This window comes from Streptantibioticus parmotrematis (genome assembly GCF_019890615.1).
GTDB classification, from domain to species: domain Bacteria; phylum Actinomycetota; class Actinomycetes; order Streptomycetales; family Streptomycetaceae; genus Streptantibioticus_D; species Streptantibioticus_D parmotrematis.
Map to the genome: position 1 here is coordinate 204,055 of NZ_JAINVZ010000008.1, position 13,434 is coordinate 217,488.

13 protein-coding genes are annotated in these 13,434 nt (G+C 72.8%); 9 read left to right on the forward strand and 4 right to left on the reverse strand.

Features of this window, described 5'->3' with window-relative positions; genetic code table 11:
- Window positions 1-234 precede the first annotated feature (234 nt).
- On the forward strand, window positions 235-942 hold the full coding sequence (locus tag K7472_RS33445; RefSeq protein WP_308013916.1) for a helix-turn-helix transcriptional regulator: 708 nt from the start codon (window positions 235-237) through the stop codon (window positions 940-942).
- 519 nt (window positions 943-1,461) lie between these two features.
- On the opposite strand, the gene K7472_RS14535 is transcribed toward K7472_RS33445, so the two are convergent.
- From K7472_RS14535 to K7472_RS14545, 3 genes are all read right to left on the reverse strand, one after another.
- Complete coding sequence (locus K7472_RS14535) at window positions 1,462-2,253, reverse strand: alpha/beta fold hydrolase (RefSeq protein WP_222977920.1); 792 nt, start codon at window positions 2,251-2,253, stop codon at window positions 1,462-1,464.
- A gap of 90 nt (window positions 2,254-2,343) precedes the next feature.
- Entirely contained in the window at window positions 2,344-3,252 is a 909-nt protein-coding gene (locus K7472_RS14540) for an NADP-dependent oxidoreductase (RefSeq protein WP_222977922.1), read from the reverse strand.
- A 123-nt stretch (window positions 3,253-3,375) separates the two neighbouring features.
- On the reverse strand, window positions 3,376-4,446 hold the full coding sequence (locus K7472_RS14545; RefSeq protein WP_222977924.1) for an alkene reductase: 1,071 nt from the start codon (window positions 4,444-4,446) through the stop codon (window positions 3,376-3,378).
- 251 nt (window positions 4,447-4,697) lie between these two features.
- On the opposite strand from K7472_RS14545, the gene K7472_RS14550 reads away from it, so the two are divergent.
- Window positions 4,698-5,267 (forward strand): MarR family winged helix-turn-helix transcriptional regulator, encoded by a 570-nt coding sequence (locus K7472_RS14550; protein WP_222977926.1) that lies wholly within the window; start codon window positions 4,698-4,700, stop codon window positions 5,265-5,267.
- Window positions 5,268-5,334: 67 nt separating this feature from the next.
- Here K7472_RS14550 and K7472_RS14555 read toward each other — a convergent pair whose 3' ends face one another.
- Complete coding sequence (locus tag K7472_RS14555; RefSeq protein ID WP_222977927.1) at window positions 5,335-6,336, reverse strand: GlxA family transcriptional regulator; 1,002 nt, start codon at window positions 6,334-6,336, stop codon at window positions 5,335-5,337.
- A 71-nt stretch (window positions 6,337-6,407) separates the two neighbouring features.
- Between K7472_RS14555 and K7472_RS14560 the strand changes: the two genes are divergently transcribed.
- From K7472_RS14560 to K7472_RS14590, 7 genes are all read left to right on the forward strand, one after another.
- The gene (locus K7472_RS14560) at window positions 6,408-7,082 is read left to right on the forward strand and encodes an HD domain-containing protein (RefSeq protein WP_222977928.1); all 675 of its coding nucleotides are present in this window, start codon (window positions 6,408-6,410) and stop codon (window positions 7,080-7,082) included.
- 78 nt (window positions 7,083-7,160) lie between these two features.
- Window positions 7,161-7,583, forward strand: coding sequence for a RidA family protein (locus tag K7472_RS14565; protein WP_222977930.1), 423 nt, complete (start codon window positions 7,161-7,163; stop codon window positions 7,581-7,583).
- A 227-nt stretch (window positions 7,584-7,810) separates the two neighbouring features.
- Complete coding sequence (locus K7472_RS14570; protein WP_222977932.1) at window positions 7,811-8,812, forward strand: terpene synthase family protein; 1,002 nt, start codon at window positions 7,811-7,813, stop codon at window positions 8,810-8,812.
- Window positions 8,793-10,178, forward strand: coding sequence for a cytochrome P450 (locus K7472_RS14575; protein ID WP_222977933.1), 1,386 nt, complete (start codon window positions 8,793-8,795; stop codon window positions 10,176-10,178). Before K7472_RS14570 ends, K7472_RS14575 begins: the two co-directional genes overlap by 20 nt.
- A gap of 119 nt (window positions 10,179-10,297) precedes the next feature.
- Entirely contained in the window at window positions 10,298-11,530 is a 1,233-nt protein-coding gene (locus K7472_RS14580; RefSeq protein ID WP_222977934.1) for a WS/DGAT domain-containing protein, read from the forward strand.
- Between the two features lie 94 nt (window positions 11,531-11,624).
- Window positions 11,625-11,855, forward strand: coding sequence for a hypothetical protein (locus K7472_RS14585; protein ID WP_222977935.1), 231 nt, complete (start codon window positions 11,625-11,627; stop codon window positions 11,853-11,855).
- A 9-nt stretch (window positions 11,856-11,864) separates the two neighbouring features.
- Window positions 11,865-13,421 carry an ABC1 kinase family protein gene (locus K7472_RS14590; protein ID WP_222977937.1) on the forward strand — a complete coding sequence of 519 codons (1,557 nt, stop codon included), beginning with the start codon at window positions 11,865-11,867 and terminating at the stop codon, window positions 13,419-13,421.
- The last annotated feature ends 13 nt before the right edge of the window (window positions 13,422-13,434 follow it).

A 13,434-nucleotide genomic window follows, 5' to 3' on the forward strand; every position in this document is an offset into this window, starting at 1 on the left:
TAAGACTTCCTGGCGGCTGACAGGCCGGTGGTGGTGGACTCGGATGAGGATCTCCTGCGAGTCCGGAGGGACGACCTTCCGGGGTGTGGGGGTGGTCCTGTCCGTGCTGCGGTCGGCGGTGTGCTCTGGAGAAAGAGTAATCCGGTGCGCAAAAGGTTCCTTCTCGCGTCCGGGCCGACGACACACGGAATGCCACCGCCCGCGGGGGACCGCACGTGGAGCTGGGAGAGGGACGTGCCCGTGTCCGAATGCACCGGTGAACACGAACGGGAACGCTCCGGGCGCGGCGGCCAAGGGATCGAGCCCCGGGTGGTGTCGGCACCGGTCGTCCGTGCGGCCGTGTACGCCGGGGACACGGTCGTACGCGTCGGACTGCTCAGCTTTCTGCGGCGGCATCGGCGACTGACGGGAATCGACACCGCGACCAGCGTCGAGGAGGCGGACGTCGCGGTGGTCGCCGTGGAGGCCGCGGACGGTGCCGCCCTGCGGATGCTGCGGGAGCTGCGTGCGGCCTCCGACTGCCACGTCCTCCTCGTCGTCAAAGGGGAGTGGACGATCGAGGTCTCGGACGCGCTCGACCACGGAGTGCGGGCGATGCTGTGGCACTCGGACTTCTCGCCCGCGGAGTTCACCGCGAGGATCCTGTCCGCCGCGCGCGGTGGCGACTGCCCCCACGCGCCCGAGAGCCACCTGACAAGCCAGATCGGGCGGCACGACCGCGAGGCCGGTGCCCCGACGGACCTGCCCGCCCCCGGGGCCACCGACCGGGAGAAGGACGTCCTGCGCCTGCTCGCCGAGGGCCGCGAGCTCGCCGAGATCGCGGCGGAGCTGTGCTACTCGGAACGCACCATCAAGTACGTCCTCCACAAGGTCATGAAACGCGCGGGACTCCGCAACCGGGCGCACGCCGTCTCGTACGCGATACGTAACGGCCTCATCTGAGGGGTCGTCAGTCGAGAGGGCAGGGGGTGCCGCTCCGCCAGGTACCGGGCCAGATCCTCGGCCACTGGGCGAGCGCCGGTCCGGGACCGGGTCGTCGGCGTGGGTCGTCCGACCGCACGTCGACGGTGACCGTGGTCACGGTGGCGTTGCCCACGGGGGTGCGGGGCACGGACTGGCCCTGGCGCTGATCGGCGGTCGTGACGGCCATCCGCACCGGGCCGCCGTGCGTGGTCGGTCGCCAGGACCTCCACCGCGGTGCGCGACAGCGCGGCCCACCCAGGTAGGCGTGGTGAACGCCAACGGGTCGTCCACGACGAGTGCCATGCGGCCGTGCTCCGATGAAACGCACTTGGGGCGCGCGATGCGGCTGGGCCGCTCCAAGGCCGCGTTCCACACGGTCGCGATCCACACGGCCGGCATTCCGAAGGCGGACACCCCGAAAACCGGAACTGTCGGGCCGGAAGCACCGGGTCGGACCGCGGAGGGGGTCCGCGGTCCGACCCGATTGGTGAGTAGGCGTCAGGAGCCGTGCTCGGCAAGGAAATCGGTGATGAGCCGCTGCCACTCCTCGGGCCGCTCCACCATCGGCAGGTGGCCGGTGCGGATCTCCACGAGTTCGGCGCCGGGTATGCCGTCGGCGAGCTGGTGGTGCAGGCGGGTGGAGGTGAACCAGTCCTGGGTGGTGGAGATGACCAGGGTGGGTGCCTTGACGTGGGCGAGGTCGTCGCGGACGTCGGCGCGGGGCGCGAGTTCGGCGTGCTCGGGGGTGCCCTCGACGATGCCGGCGGCGGTGAAGCCGATGGCCTGCCGCACCTGCTCGTCCGGCATGGACTCCAGCGCGTCGGCGCCCATGGCCATCATCGTCAGGTACTCGGCCAGCAGATCGCGGTCGGTCTCGGCCAGCCGGGCCCAGATCGAGGTGGCCAGGGCGAGGCGGTTGTCGCGGTAGGGGAAGGTGGCGGTCAGCACCAGAGCGGTGACCCGCTCGGGGTGGCGGGCGGCGGCGCGGATCGCCACAGGACCGCCGAGGGAGTAGCCGGACAGGGCGAAGGTCTCCAGGCCCTCGGCGACGGCCGCGGCGACGAGCTGGTCGGCCAGGCCGTCCAGCGACAGCGCGGTCGTGGAGCGCGGGGTGTCGCCGCTGCCCGGGTAGTCGACGCCGACGACGGTGTGGTGGGCGGCGAGCCCTTCCAGGATCGGGCCGTAGGTGCCGTCGACGCTGCTGCCGGCGCCGTGGGCCAGAGCCAGGCCGGGGCCGGAGCCGAGCACCGTGCGGGCGAAGGCCGCCTCGGGGAGAGTGCGCGCGGGCATGAGTGATCATTCCTTCCGGAGGGTGTGGGTCAAGGAGCGGGGGCCGGGCTCACGTCCGCCGCCATGGGCGGACGGAGCCGTCGGGACCCCTCAGGGCAGGAGGACGACCTTGCCCCGGGTGCGGCCGGCTTCGATGTCCGCGTGGGCGCGGGCGGCCTCGGCCAGCGGGTACGTGGCACCGATCGGCAGGTCCAGCTTTCCGGCGGCCGCCAGCGCGGCCAGTTCCGGCAGGGCCTGCGGCATGCGGCCGCCCGGGCCACCGGCGCTGAACCGCACGCCGTGCTGGGCGGCGGCCATGTCGGCGATGGTGATCACCCGGTCCGCGTCCCCGGTCAGGTCGACGGACTCCGCCAGCACGCCCGCGCCCGAGGTGTCGAAGACCCGGTCCACGCCCTGCGGGGCGGCTGCCTTCACCCGCTCCGGCCAGCCCTCGCCGTAACGGACGGCGGTGGCGCCGAGAGCGGTCAGCCGCTGGAGGTCGTACTCGCCTGCGGTGGCGACGACCGTGATCCCACGGGCGACGGCGAGCTGGACCGCGATGGTGCCGACGCTGCCACCCGCACCGTGGATCAACAGGGTCTCGCCCTCCGCCGCGCCCAGCTGGTGCAGGACGCGGTAGGCGGTCTCGCCGACGGTCACCAGAGCCGCGGCGGTGGCGAAGGAGACGCCCTCGGGCTTGGCGACGGGCTGCTCCAGCAGCGCGTACTCGCTGTAGCCGCCGTCCAGGGCGCCGCCGAAGACCTCGTCGCCGACCGCGGCGGCGGCGCCCTCGCCCGCCTCGTCGACGACACCGGCGACATCCAGGCCGGGCCGCACCGGGAACTCCACCGGCCGCACGGCGTCCATCGCCCCGGTGCGGATCTTCAGGTCGAGGGGGTTGACGGAGGCGGCCGAGACCCGGATGCGGACCTGGCCGGGACCCGGCCGCGGGGCGTCGACCTCGGTCAGGACGAGTACGTCGGGCCCGCCGTAGTTCGCATAGGTGATCGCGTTGGGCATCGGAAACTCCAAAGGGGAGGTGGTACGGATGGGAAGTGACCCACGTCACCAGCATGGGGTGACGTCACGGGTGGTGCCCGATGGCAGGTCGTGGGACCGGCCCGGGCGGCGGTCTGGCGGTGGTCAGGCGGTGAGGGCGGGATAGTCGGTGTAGCCGCGGTGGTCGCCGCCGTAGAACGTGGACGCGTCCGGGACGTTGAACGGGCCGCCCGCGGCGAGACGGACCGGCAGGTCGGGGTTGGCGAGGAACAGCGCACCGTAGGCGACCATGTCGGCGGCCCCCTCCTCGACCAGCCGCAGCGCCTCGGGGCCGGTGGTGTCGGGGTAGGTGAAGGGGTTGAGGACGAACGTGCCGGACCACGCCTTGCGCAGCCGGGCGGTCAGTCCGCGGTCCGGTCCCTCCATCAGGTGGAGGTAGGCCAGGTCCGCACCGGCGAGCCGCGCCAGCAGCGCTTCGTAGACCTCGGCGGGGTCGTCCTCGGCGATGTCGTTGTACGGGTTGCCGGGCGAGATCCGCAGCCCCACCCGGTCGCCGCCGATCGCGTCGGCCACGGCCGTGACGACCTCGACGGCGAAACGGATCCGGCCTTCGACGTCGCCGCCCCAGGCGTCGGTACGGAGGTTGGTGTTCGGCGCGAGGAACTGGTGGACGAGGTAGCCGTTGGCACCGTGGATCTCGACGCCGTCGAAGCCCGCCTCGATCGCGCCGCGCGCCGCGGCGGCGAAGTCGGCGATCGTCCGCCGGATCTCCGCCTCGTCCAGTTCCTTCGGCGTCACGAACTCCTTCGGCCCCTCGTGGGTGAACACCTGCCCCTTGGCCCGCACCGCCGAAGGCGCGACCGGGACCAGCCCGTCGGGCAGCAGGCTGGGGTGCCCGATCCGGCCGGTGTGCATCAGCTGCGCGAAGATCACGCCGCCTTCGCGGTGCACGGCGCCGGTCACCTGCCGCCACGCCGCGATCTGCTCCGGCGAGTGCAGCCCGGGGGTGTCGGGGTAGCCCTGGCCGACCGGTGACGGCTGGACGCCCTCGGTGATGATCAGCCCGGCACCGGCGCGCTGGCCGTAGTAGGCCGCCATCAGCTCCGTCGGGCTCGCCCCGGCCCCGTAGGCGCGGCTGCGGGTCATCGGCGCCATCGCGATGCGGTTGGCCAGGCGCTTGCCGCCCAGGTCGATCGGGTCGAACGCAGTAGTCATCTCTTCAGCCCTCCAGAGGCGGTGGTGACGGGGCCCTCGGTGTGGCCCCTTCTTCGGATTACCTGTTCGAACAGTAAAACGGCCCGGACTATTTCGCAAACAGCCTCCTGCGGCCTTCGCGAAGTCGTAGGAGGCGCGGAAGTGCGGCCGTCAAGAGGCCGAGCAGTGGGCGGGCAGTCAGCGATGCGCCGCCGGAAAATCAGGTATCCTGTCCGAGCAGTGACAGTAAAACAGGCGGGAGGATGCGGACCATGGCGGAGCCGACGACCGGCAGTGGCGACGGTGTCGAGAGTGTCGGCAGCGCCGAAAGTGTCGGCGGTGCTCACGGTGAGGGGCGCTGTCCGGCTCCGGCGGGCGGGGCCATCCCCCTGCCCGCGGCCGCCCGAGGGGGACCGATCAGTCACGCGATCTTCCGGGTCGCCCGCACCCACCGCCTGATCGCCGGGCAGCTTCTGCGGCGGGTGGGCCTGCATCCGGGGCAGGAACTGGTGATGATGCAGCTGTGGGAACTCGGACCGCAGCGGCAGGCCGACCTCGTCCGTCTGCTCGACTCCGACGCCGCCACCATGACCCGCACCATCCGCCGCCTCGAACACGCCGGATTCGTCCGCCGTTCCCCGTGCGCCGACGACAGGCGTGCCTCCCTCATCGAGGCCACCACCGCCAGCCACGCACTGCGCAAGGAGGTCGAGCAGTTGTGGCGTCAGCTTGAGGACATCACGGTCGGTGACACCGGCGACGACGAACAGGCCGCCGTCCTGCGGGCGTTGGGCGACATCGAGAAGCGACTCAACCGCGCCGCCGCCCAGTTGGGGGGGTGACGGCGCGTGCGATGTGCGGAGTCGTACGCCCGCGTCGTACCGGGCGACTCCCCGCCTGCGAAGCCCTTCAGCGGCGTGGTGGCCGTTCCCGGTCGGAGCGCGGGTCGGCCGGTGGACGCGCCGGGCCGCGCGACGCCGAGCGGGTGAAGGCGCGGCGGTAGGCGGTGGGCGTGGTGTCGAGTGCGCGCCGGAAGTGCAGCCGCAGGTTGGCCGCCGTACCCAGCCCGCAGTCCCGCGCCACCTGATCCACCGAGCGGTCCGTGGACTCCAGCAGTTCCCGTGCCCTGCCGAGGCGGGCGCCCAGCAACCACCGCAGTGGGGTGGTGCCCGTCTCCTCGCCGAACCGGCGCATGAAGGTGCGCTGCGAGAGGCCCGCGTGCCGGGCGAGCACGCGCAGGGTGAGCGCCTCGTCGAGCCGGTGCAGAGCCCATTCCCGGGTGGCGGAGAGCGACGCCTCACCGGCCACCGCGACGGGAGCCGGCACGAACTGGGCCTGCCCGCCGTCCCGGTGCGGGGCCGCGACCAGACCGCGGGCGATCTCGTTGGCCACCTCCGCGCCCAGATCGCGGCGCACGATGTGCAGGCACAGGTCGATCCCACAGCACACCCCCGCCGAGGTCAGCACGTCGCCCTCGTCGACGTACAGCACGTCGCGGTCGACCGTTACGGCCGGGAAGCCCCGCTCCAGCTCGTCGACGTGCCTCCAGTGGGTCGTGGCGTGCAGTCCGTTCAGTACGCCCGCCGCGGCCAGCGCGAACGCGCCCGTGCAGATCGACACGACGCGCCTGCCCCGGTCACGGGCCTCGGCCAGGGCACCCAGCACGGCGTCCGGCAACGGGAGCAGCGGCTCGAATCCCGGCACGACCACGGTGTCGGCGGTGCGCACCTGCTCCAGGCCCCCGTCGGCGACCAGGGCGAACCCCGCGGTGGTGGCCACCTTCGCGTCCAGCGCGCACAGGGTCATCTCGTAGCGGGTCTCCGGCCGGGCGGTGAAGATCTGCGCCGGGATCGCCAGGTCGAGCGGGGTGACCCCGTCCAGCGCCAGGACCGCGACTCGATGCACTGTCATGGCAAGATCCTAGCGAACTAGGGGAGTTTTGCCTCTCGCCAGGTCAGGGCCTACGCGGCCAGGCTGAAGGCATGACCGGACCCGCCCAGGAGACGACCACCGACCCGATCACGTTGCCCGGCACACCGCTTGCCGAGGCCGTCATGAACCTCATCCGGCCGGTGGAGACGCCGTCCGTCCTCAACCACAGCATCCGCAGCTACCTGTTCGCCCGGCTGATCGCCGACTGCCGTGGCCTGGCCGCCGGCCACGACTACGACGACGACCTGTTGTTCGCCGCGTGCGCGATGCACGACCTCGGCGTGGCGTCGGACGGCCCGCACCGCCAGCGCTTCGAGGTCGAAGGCGCCGACCGCGCGGCCGAGTTGCTCGTCCATCACGGGGTGCCCGCCCCCGACGCCGACGAGGTCTGGCAGGCCATCGCCCTGCACACCTCCCCGGGCATCGCGGAACGCCGCGGCACGTTGTGCCTGCTCGTACGAGAAGGCGTCGCCCTCGACTTCGGCGGGCCGCTGGGCCCGGACCAGGTCGACGCGGTCACCGACGAGCAGGCCGACGCCGTGCACGCCGCCTACCCGCGGCTGGACATGGTCCGTTCGCTCACCGACGCGATCGTCGCGCAGGCCGCGAAGGAGCCGAGGAACGCGCCCCGGTACTCGACCCCCGGCGAACTCCTGCGGGAACGCGAGGCTTTCGGCCGGACCCGGCTGGAACACGCCTGCCGTTCGTCCCGCTGGCCCGACTGATCCCACGACTCCGTCACCGAGTACCCGTCATCACATCCGTCACCAAGTACCCGTCATCACAGAAGAGGAAGTGCCGCAATGACCATCCGCACCGTCGAGATCCCCGAGGACAACGCGGTCTTCGGGCAGACCACCAGCGCCTTCGCCAACTTCGGCTATTCCGCCGCGGTCCGCGCACACGGCCTGCTGTTCATCGCCGGAACGATCGGTCGCCGTGCCGACGGCACCATTCCGGACACCATCGAGGAGCAGACCGAGATCGCCCTCCGCAAGATCGAGGAGATCCTGCGACTGGAGGACCTCGACATGTCCGCCCTCGTCGACGTCACCAGCTACCACGTCGACATCCGCCAGCACCTGCCCGGCTTCGTCGCGGCCAAGCAGCGCCTCGTCAAGGCGCCCTACCCGACCTGGACGATCATCGGGGTCAGCGGCCTCGCCAGCCCGGGGCTCCTCGTCGAGATCCGCGCGACCGCCGCGTACCCCGACGCGCCCCGGTAGCCGCCGCTCCCGGGCCCGTTCCCCAGCCCGTCCCGGGCCCGTTACCCGGCCCGCCCCCGGGCTCCGGCCCGGCCGGGCCGCTGATCGCCGTTCGTGGTGTCCGTACGCCGGTGGTACGCGCGCGCCCCAAGGCCGGTGGTGCGCGACCGGAAGGGCGGGTAAGGCTTCCATCAGCCATCCGTTGGGCCGACCGCGGCCCGGGGAGATGGGGCGACGAGGAGGCCGTCGTGCGTCCGCGCTTCGAGATTCCGACAGGCACGGGGGTCAACGCCCACCGGGACGAGGCCGAACAGGCCGCGCTGGCGTGGCTGCGGGACTACGGCCTGCTCAAGTCCCGGGCAGCCGTGGAGCGTTACCGGTCATGGCGGCTGGCGGACCTGGCCGCCCGGTGCTGGCCGTCGGCCGGGCTCGCCGACCTGACCCTGGCCGCCGAACTCAAGTCGTTCTACTTCCTTTTCGACGACCAGTTCGACCGGCCGGGGATCTCGGAGGCGAGCGGGCGGGTCCGCGCGGTGTGCGACACGTTGTGCGCCATCGCTCACGGGCGGACCGGGACGGGCGTCGAGACCACGCTGATCGCGGCCTTCGCGGACCTGTGGCGACGGGCCCGGCACGGGATGACGCCGGCATGGCGGGCCCGCGCCGCCCACGACTGGGAACGCTATTTCTGCGCCCAGGCGTACGAGGCGCTCACGCACGACGCGTATCCCGAGCCGACGCTCGAGTCGTACTACGCGGTCCGTGGCGGGACGGCGGCGACGGAGTCGGTCCTCGACATGGTCGAGCGTCTCGTGCACGCGGAACCTCCCGGTCTGCTGTGGCACGGCCCGCACCTGCGGCTGATGCGCGAGACGGCCGCACGCGTGCCGTTCGTGGCCAACGACGTCTACTCCTACCCGAAGGAAGCCGCCCGCGGCGACGCCTACAACCTCGTCGCCGTACTGCACCGCACCGGTGGCCGCCCGCTGCCGGACGCCGCCGCGGAAGTGGAGGCGCTGGTCAGGGAGAGCGTCCGCCGCTTCTTCCGCCTGTACGCCGAACTGCCGTCCGTGTGCGAGCAGTTGGCGCTGCCCCGGCCCCAGACCGACGCGGCCCTCTCCTACGGGGAGGGGCTCGCCGACTGGCTGCGAGGACACAACGACTGGATGACGACGACGCCACGCTACGCGGCCGACGCCACCCGCTCCGCCACCGAGCCGGGCTACGACGATGACCTCCTCACCTCGTGACCCCGGCCCCGCCGTCGCGGCGCCGGGCGGGCTGCCCGGGCTGGGGCACCTGCCCGCTCTGGCCGCCGACCCGCTCGGCTGCCTGCGGAGGCTGCGCGGGTACGGCGGCCTCGTGGTCATCCGCGTCGGAACCGTGCCCGTGCACGTGCTCAACGCGCCGGAGCTGGTGTACCAGGTCCTGGTCGCCCAGGCGGACGGGTTCGACAAGGGCAGGCTCTTCGAACGGGCGCGGCCCGTCCTGGGCGACGGGCTGCTCGCGTCCGGCGGGGAACTCCACCGGCGCCAGCGGCGACTCCTGCAGCCCGCCTTCCACCGGCGGTGCGTCCCTTCCTGGGCACGGGTGACCCAGGCGGAGACCCGCGCGATGTGCGCCGCCTGGCGCCCCGGTGACACGGTCGACCTGGTGGCCTGGACCCGCACCCTGGCCACCCGGGTCGTGCTGCGCGCCCTGTTCACCTCCGAGCCGGACGAGCGGATCGTCGCGCGGGTGGACCGTGCCCTGCCGGTGCTGCTGCGCGGATTCGTCCCCCGGCTGCTGCGGCCCGGCGGTCCGGTCGGCCGGGTACCGACCCCCGGCAGCGTGCGTTTCGACCGGGCGGCACGAGGCCTGCGCGCCGCGATCGACGACATCATCCGCTCCTACCGCGCGCACTCGCCCACGACACCCGCCCACGACGGCTGCGGCACCGCGAACACGGCAGGACGCGGTGGCCTTCTGGCGCTGCTGTGCGGATCGGGCGGCGAACACGATGACATGACGGCACGTCAGGTGAGGGACGAGGCGGTCACCATGCTCTTGGCGGGAGTCGAGACCACCGGCGCCTCCCTGGCGTGGCTCCTGCACGAACTCCACCGGGACCCGGCGATCCTCGCGCGGGTGCGAGGGGAGACCGACGCGTGCGGGGGCGAGGTGGCCGGTACGCGGGAGTCGGCGCCGTACCTGCACGAAGTGCTCCGCGAGAACCTCCGCCTGCACACGCCGACCTGGGTGCTCACCCGCCGCACGACGCGTCCCTTCCGCTGCGGCGACGCGCGGATCCCCACCGGTGCGGAAATCCTCTTCAGCCCGCTGGCCATGCACACGGACCCACGGTGGTACCCGCGACCGCGGGTCTTCGACCCCGGCCGCTGGACGCGCGGGACCGCACCGCCCCGGGGCGCCTTCACACCGTTCGGGGCGGGGGTGCACAAGTGCATCGGTGAGAACTTCGCGTGGACCGAGACGGCGGTCGCCTGCGCGGTGATCTGCTCCTCGTGGGATCTGAGGGCGACCGGTGGCGCCGCACCGAGGCCCGGCAAGTACCTCGGCACCCACCAGCCGCGACGGCTGCTGATGACCGTCGAGCCCAGACAGCGGCAGACATGACGCCCACGAGACCGGTTACGGCGCAACCCGGTCCACCCGGCCGACCGGCCCTGGTGGACGGGGGCCCCGTGTCCACAGGCCCCCGGAAGGCCACTGGCCGCACCTGAGAGGGAGGACACATGGACGGTCGGGCGGAACCCGTGCGGCCCACGGTCATGGCCCCGTTGGACGCCATGCTGTGGCGACTACAGCGGCAAGCGCCGCACCGTACCGGCATCGCGGGGTTCGCCCATCTCGACGGCGTCGTCGAACGCGAGGACATGCTCGCGTACCACCGCGACCTGGTGCGACGGCACCCCCGGCTGACCTGCCGCGCCACCGGCCACCGACGCCCTCGGTGGCAACCCGACCCGGCCTTCTCCCTCGACCGCCACACCACCTCCATCACCCTCTCCCGTGACGCCCCTCCACACCAACTGGCTTCCCTGACCGCCCACTTGATCGGCACCCCGCTGCCCACCGACGCTCCGCCATGGCACGCCTACGTCATCAATCAGTCAGGGGAAGGGGCGGGCCGGGCGGTCTATCTGTTCAAGACCGCGCACGCGCTCGCGGACGGCCTGCGGCTGATCGAACTCGTCCAGGGCCGCCGCCCGGAGCCCGGGGGCACCGCCTCGTCCTGGCAACCCGCACCGGCCCCCGTCGGCCCGCGCGTCAGGGCTGAACTGTGGGCCCGCACGGCCCTCCAGGCCCTCCGGGCACCCGGCAACGGCACCCCCTCCAGCGGCTCGCGCCACCACGCGTTCTTCACGTTCCCCAAGGAACGCATCGCGTCGGCGGCCGCCACCGCGGGCTGTTCGGGCAACCACGTCCTGCTGTGCTCGGTCGCCCGGGGCGTGGCACGGCTCGACCCGCACGGCCCGCACCAGGTCAGAGGGCTCACCGTGGTGGGAGACCCCCATCTCCCGGACGCGCGGGCCGGCAACGGGGTCACCTTCGCCAGCGTCACCCTCCCCGGCGCCGACCAAGAGCCGCGGGCCGCGCTTCGTGCCACCCGTGCGGCCGTCGAGGCCTCCGGCGGACGGCGCCCGCCCGATGTCGCCGCGCTGGCGGCCACGTTGGCCGGCGCCCTGCCCACCCGTGCCGTCTCCGCAGGACTCGACTTCTTCGTCGGCCGACACGCCTTCATGGCCTCCAACGTGCCCGCCGGACGGGCCCCGTTCACCGTCGCCGGACGCACGGTGCTGCAACTGTTCGGCGTAGCACCGCTGTTCGGCGGCGCCCTCATGGTGACGATGGTCTCGTACCGCGACACCTGCCACTTCTCACTCGCCGCCGACCCGGCGCACGTGGCCGACGTCGACGAACTCGCCGAGGGCGTCCGCGACGCCCTGTCCGAGATCTGCGCCTGACCGGTACCTCACACCGGTGCTCCATCCCGTTCCATCCCATCGCTCATCGCCCAGGAAAGACATCGCCCAGGAAGACATGGCCCAGGAGGAAGACATGGCCCAGCCCCGCCACGACTGGTGGCTCTCCCGCATCGTGGACACCGTCATCGACGAGACCCGCGTGGTCGTCGACGAAACCCTCGACCGCGTCCGCGACGCCGAGCACGACATCCGCCGCGGGCTGACCCGGCTGGTGGAGGGCGAACGGCACCACCACCCCGGCCACCCCGACTCGTCGGCGTCGCAGGCCACTTCGCCCACCGACGACCAGCAGCCCACGGGCTGACGGAAGAAGGTGACCCGCCGCACCCACCCCGAAGGCACCCCCCGCACACCCTCGCCCCGCCTGCGCGCCGCGATCCGCACTCTGGTGGCCGTCCTGGCGCCGGGCGGAGGCGCTTCGGACGTGGAGGGGAGCGCTCCGGAGCGGGGCGGAGGCGGCGCGGACGACAGCGGAGGCGTCCGGGCGGCGCGCGAGCAGCGGCGTGCCCGCGCGCTCAGAGAAGGACTGGAGTCACTCGGCCCGTTCTGGATCAAGGTCGGCCAGATGCTGGCCACCCGTCCCGACCTGGTGTCGGAACCCGTGACGCGCGAACTGCGGCGGCTGCACGACCACGCCGCGCCCCAGCCCTTCGCCACCTACAGCGGGGTCCTGCGGGAGGAACTGGGAACACGCTGGGAGCGGATGTTCCGCTCCGTCGATCCCGAGCCGCTGGGCACCGCGTCCCTCGCCCAGGCGCACGCGGCGGTGCTGCGCGACGGGCGCCCGGCCGTCGTCAAGATCCAGCGACCCGGCGTCGACGTGCTGATGACGCACGACATGCGGCTCCTGCGGCGCGCCGCCTCCCTCACCACCACGGCGGTGCCGGCCCTGGGGCGCGTGGTGGACCTGCGCGCCACGCTCGACGTCCTGTTCGACGCGATGGTGCCCGAACTGGACTTCACCCGTGAGGCCGCCAACATGGAGGCCGCCCGCCCCACGCTGAGCCGCTTCCCCTGCTTGCGCGTGCCGGACGTCTATCACGCCTCCCGCCGCGTCCTCGTCCAGAGCACGGCACCCGGCACCGCCGTCCTCGACCTGCCCGAGGCCACCCTCACCCAGCGTCAACGTACCGCCATCGGCGCGGACTTGATCGCCTGGATGCACCGCGGCTACTTCGTCGACCACTTCTTCCACGCCGACCCCCACCCCGGCAACATCCTCGTCCACACCGACGGCACCGCCACCGTCATCGACTGGGGCATGGTCGGCCGCGTCGACCGCCGCACCGGCACCGCCATCCTGCTCGTCCTGCTCAACCTCGCGCTCAACGACGGCCAAGGCGTGGCGCGTGCCTGGCTGGAGACCTGCCGGCTCACCCCGCGCTCCGACGTCCCGGGCTTCACGGCCGACGTGACCGCGATGGTGCCCCGGCTCGCCGCCGCGTCCCTGGCCGAACTGGACTTCGGCCAGGCCCTGACCCAGGTCATGCGGCGCACCGCCCGGCGGCACATCCAGGTCAACCCGGCCGTCGCGGTGCTCGGCAAGTCCTTCGCCAACATCGACGGCTCCGTACGGGCCATCGCACCGGGACTCCACGTCGACGACGTCGTCCGGGACAACCTCGCGGCCGTCCTCGCCGACCTGGCGCGGCAACGACTCGACCCCGTGCACATCGGCCGGGCGGCCCTGACGTCCCTGCTCGCCCTCGACGACCTCATGCCGGAATCCCACGCCCTCCTGCACGGCCGACCGGTCACCACACCACCAGAGCCCACCCGTGAAGCCGCCCCGAACCAGGCGCTGCGCCGCGTGGCCGCCGTCGCCGTCGCCGCGTACCTCCTGCGCAGACGCCGCGACCGCCCGACGTGACCCCGGGGCCACG

Bases quoted from the DNA above. Each gene is read 5' to 3' on its own strand.
- K7472_RS14545 (WP_222977924.1), bottom strand. From the start codon at position 4,446: ATGACTACTGCGTTCGACCCGATCGACCTGGGCGGCAAGCGCCTGGCC.
- K7472_RS14560 (WP_222977928.1), top strand. From the start codon at position 6,408: ATGACCGGACCCGCCCAGGAGACGACCACCGACCCGATCACGTTGCCC.
- K7472_RS14555 (WP_222977927.1), bottom strand. From the start codon at position 6,336: ATGACAGTGCATCGAGTCGCGGTCCTGGCGCTGGACGGGGTCACCCCG.
- K7472_RS14540 (WP_222977922.1), bottom strand. From the start codon at position 3,252: ATGCCCAACGCGATCACCTATGCGAACTACGGCGGGCCCGACGTACTC.
- K7472_RS14565 (WP_222977930.1), top strand. From the start codon at position 7,161: ATGACCATCCGCACCGTCGAGATCCCCGAGGACAACGCGGTCTTCGGG.
- K7472_RS14550 (WP_222977926.1), top strand. From the start codon at position 4,698: ATGGCGGAGCCGACGACCGGCAGTGGCGACGGTGTCGAGAGTGTCGGC.
- K7472_RS14585 (WP_222977935.1), top strand. From the start codon at position 11,625: ATGGCCCAGCCCCGCCACGACTGGTGGCTCTCCCGCATCGTGGACACC.
- K7472_RS14580 (WP_222977934.1), top strand. From the start codon at position 10,298: ATGGACGGTCGGGCGGAACCCGTGCGGCCCACGGTCATGGCCCCGTTG.
- K7472_RS14575 (WP_222977933.1), top strand. From the start codon at position 8,793: ATGACCTCCTCACCTCGTGACCCCGGCCCCGCCGTCGCGGCGCCGGGC.
- K7472_RS14535 (WP_222977920.1), bottom strand. From the start codon at position 2,253: ATGCCCGCGCGCACTCTCCCCGAGGCGGCCTTCGCCCGCACGGTGCTC.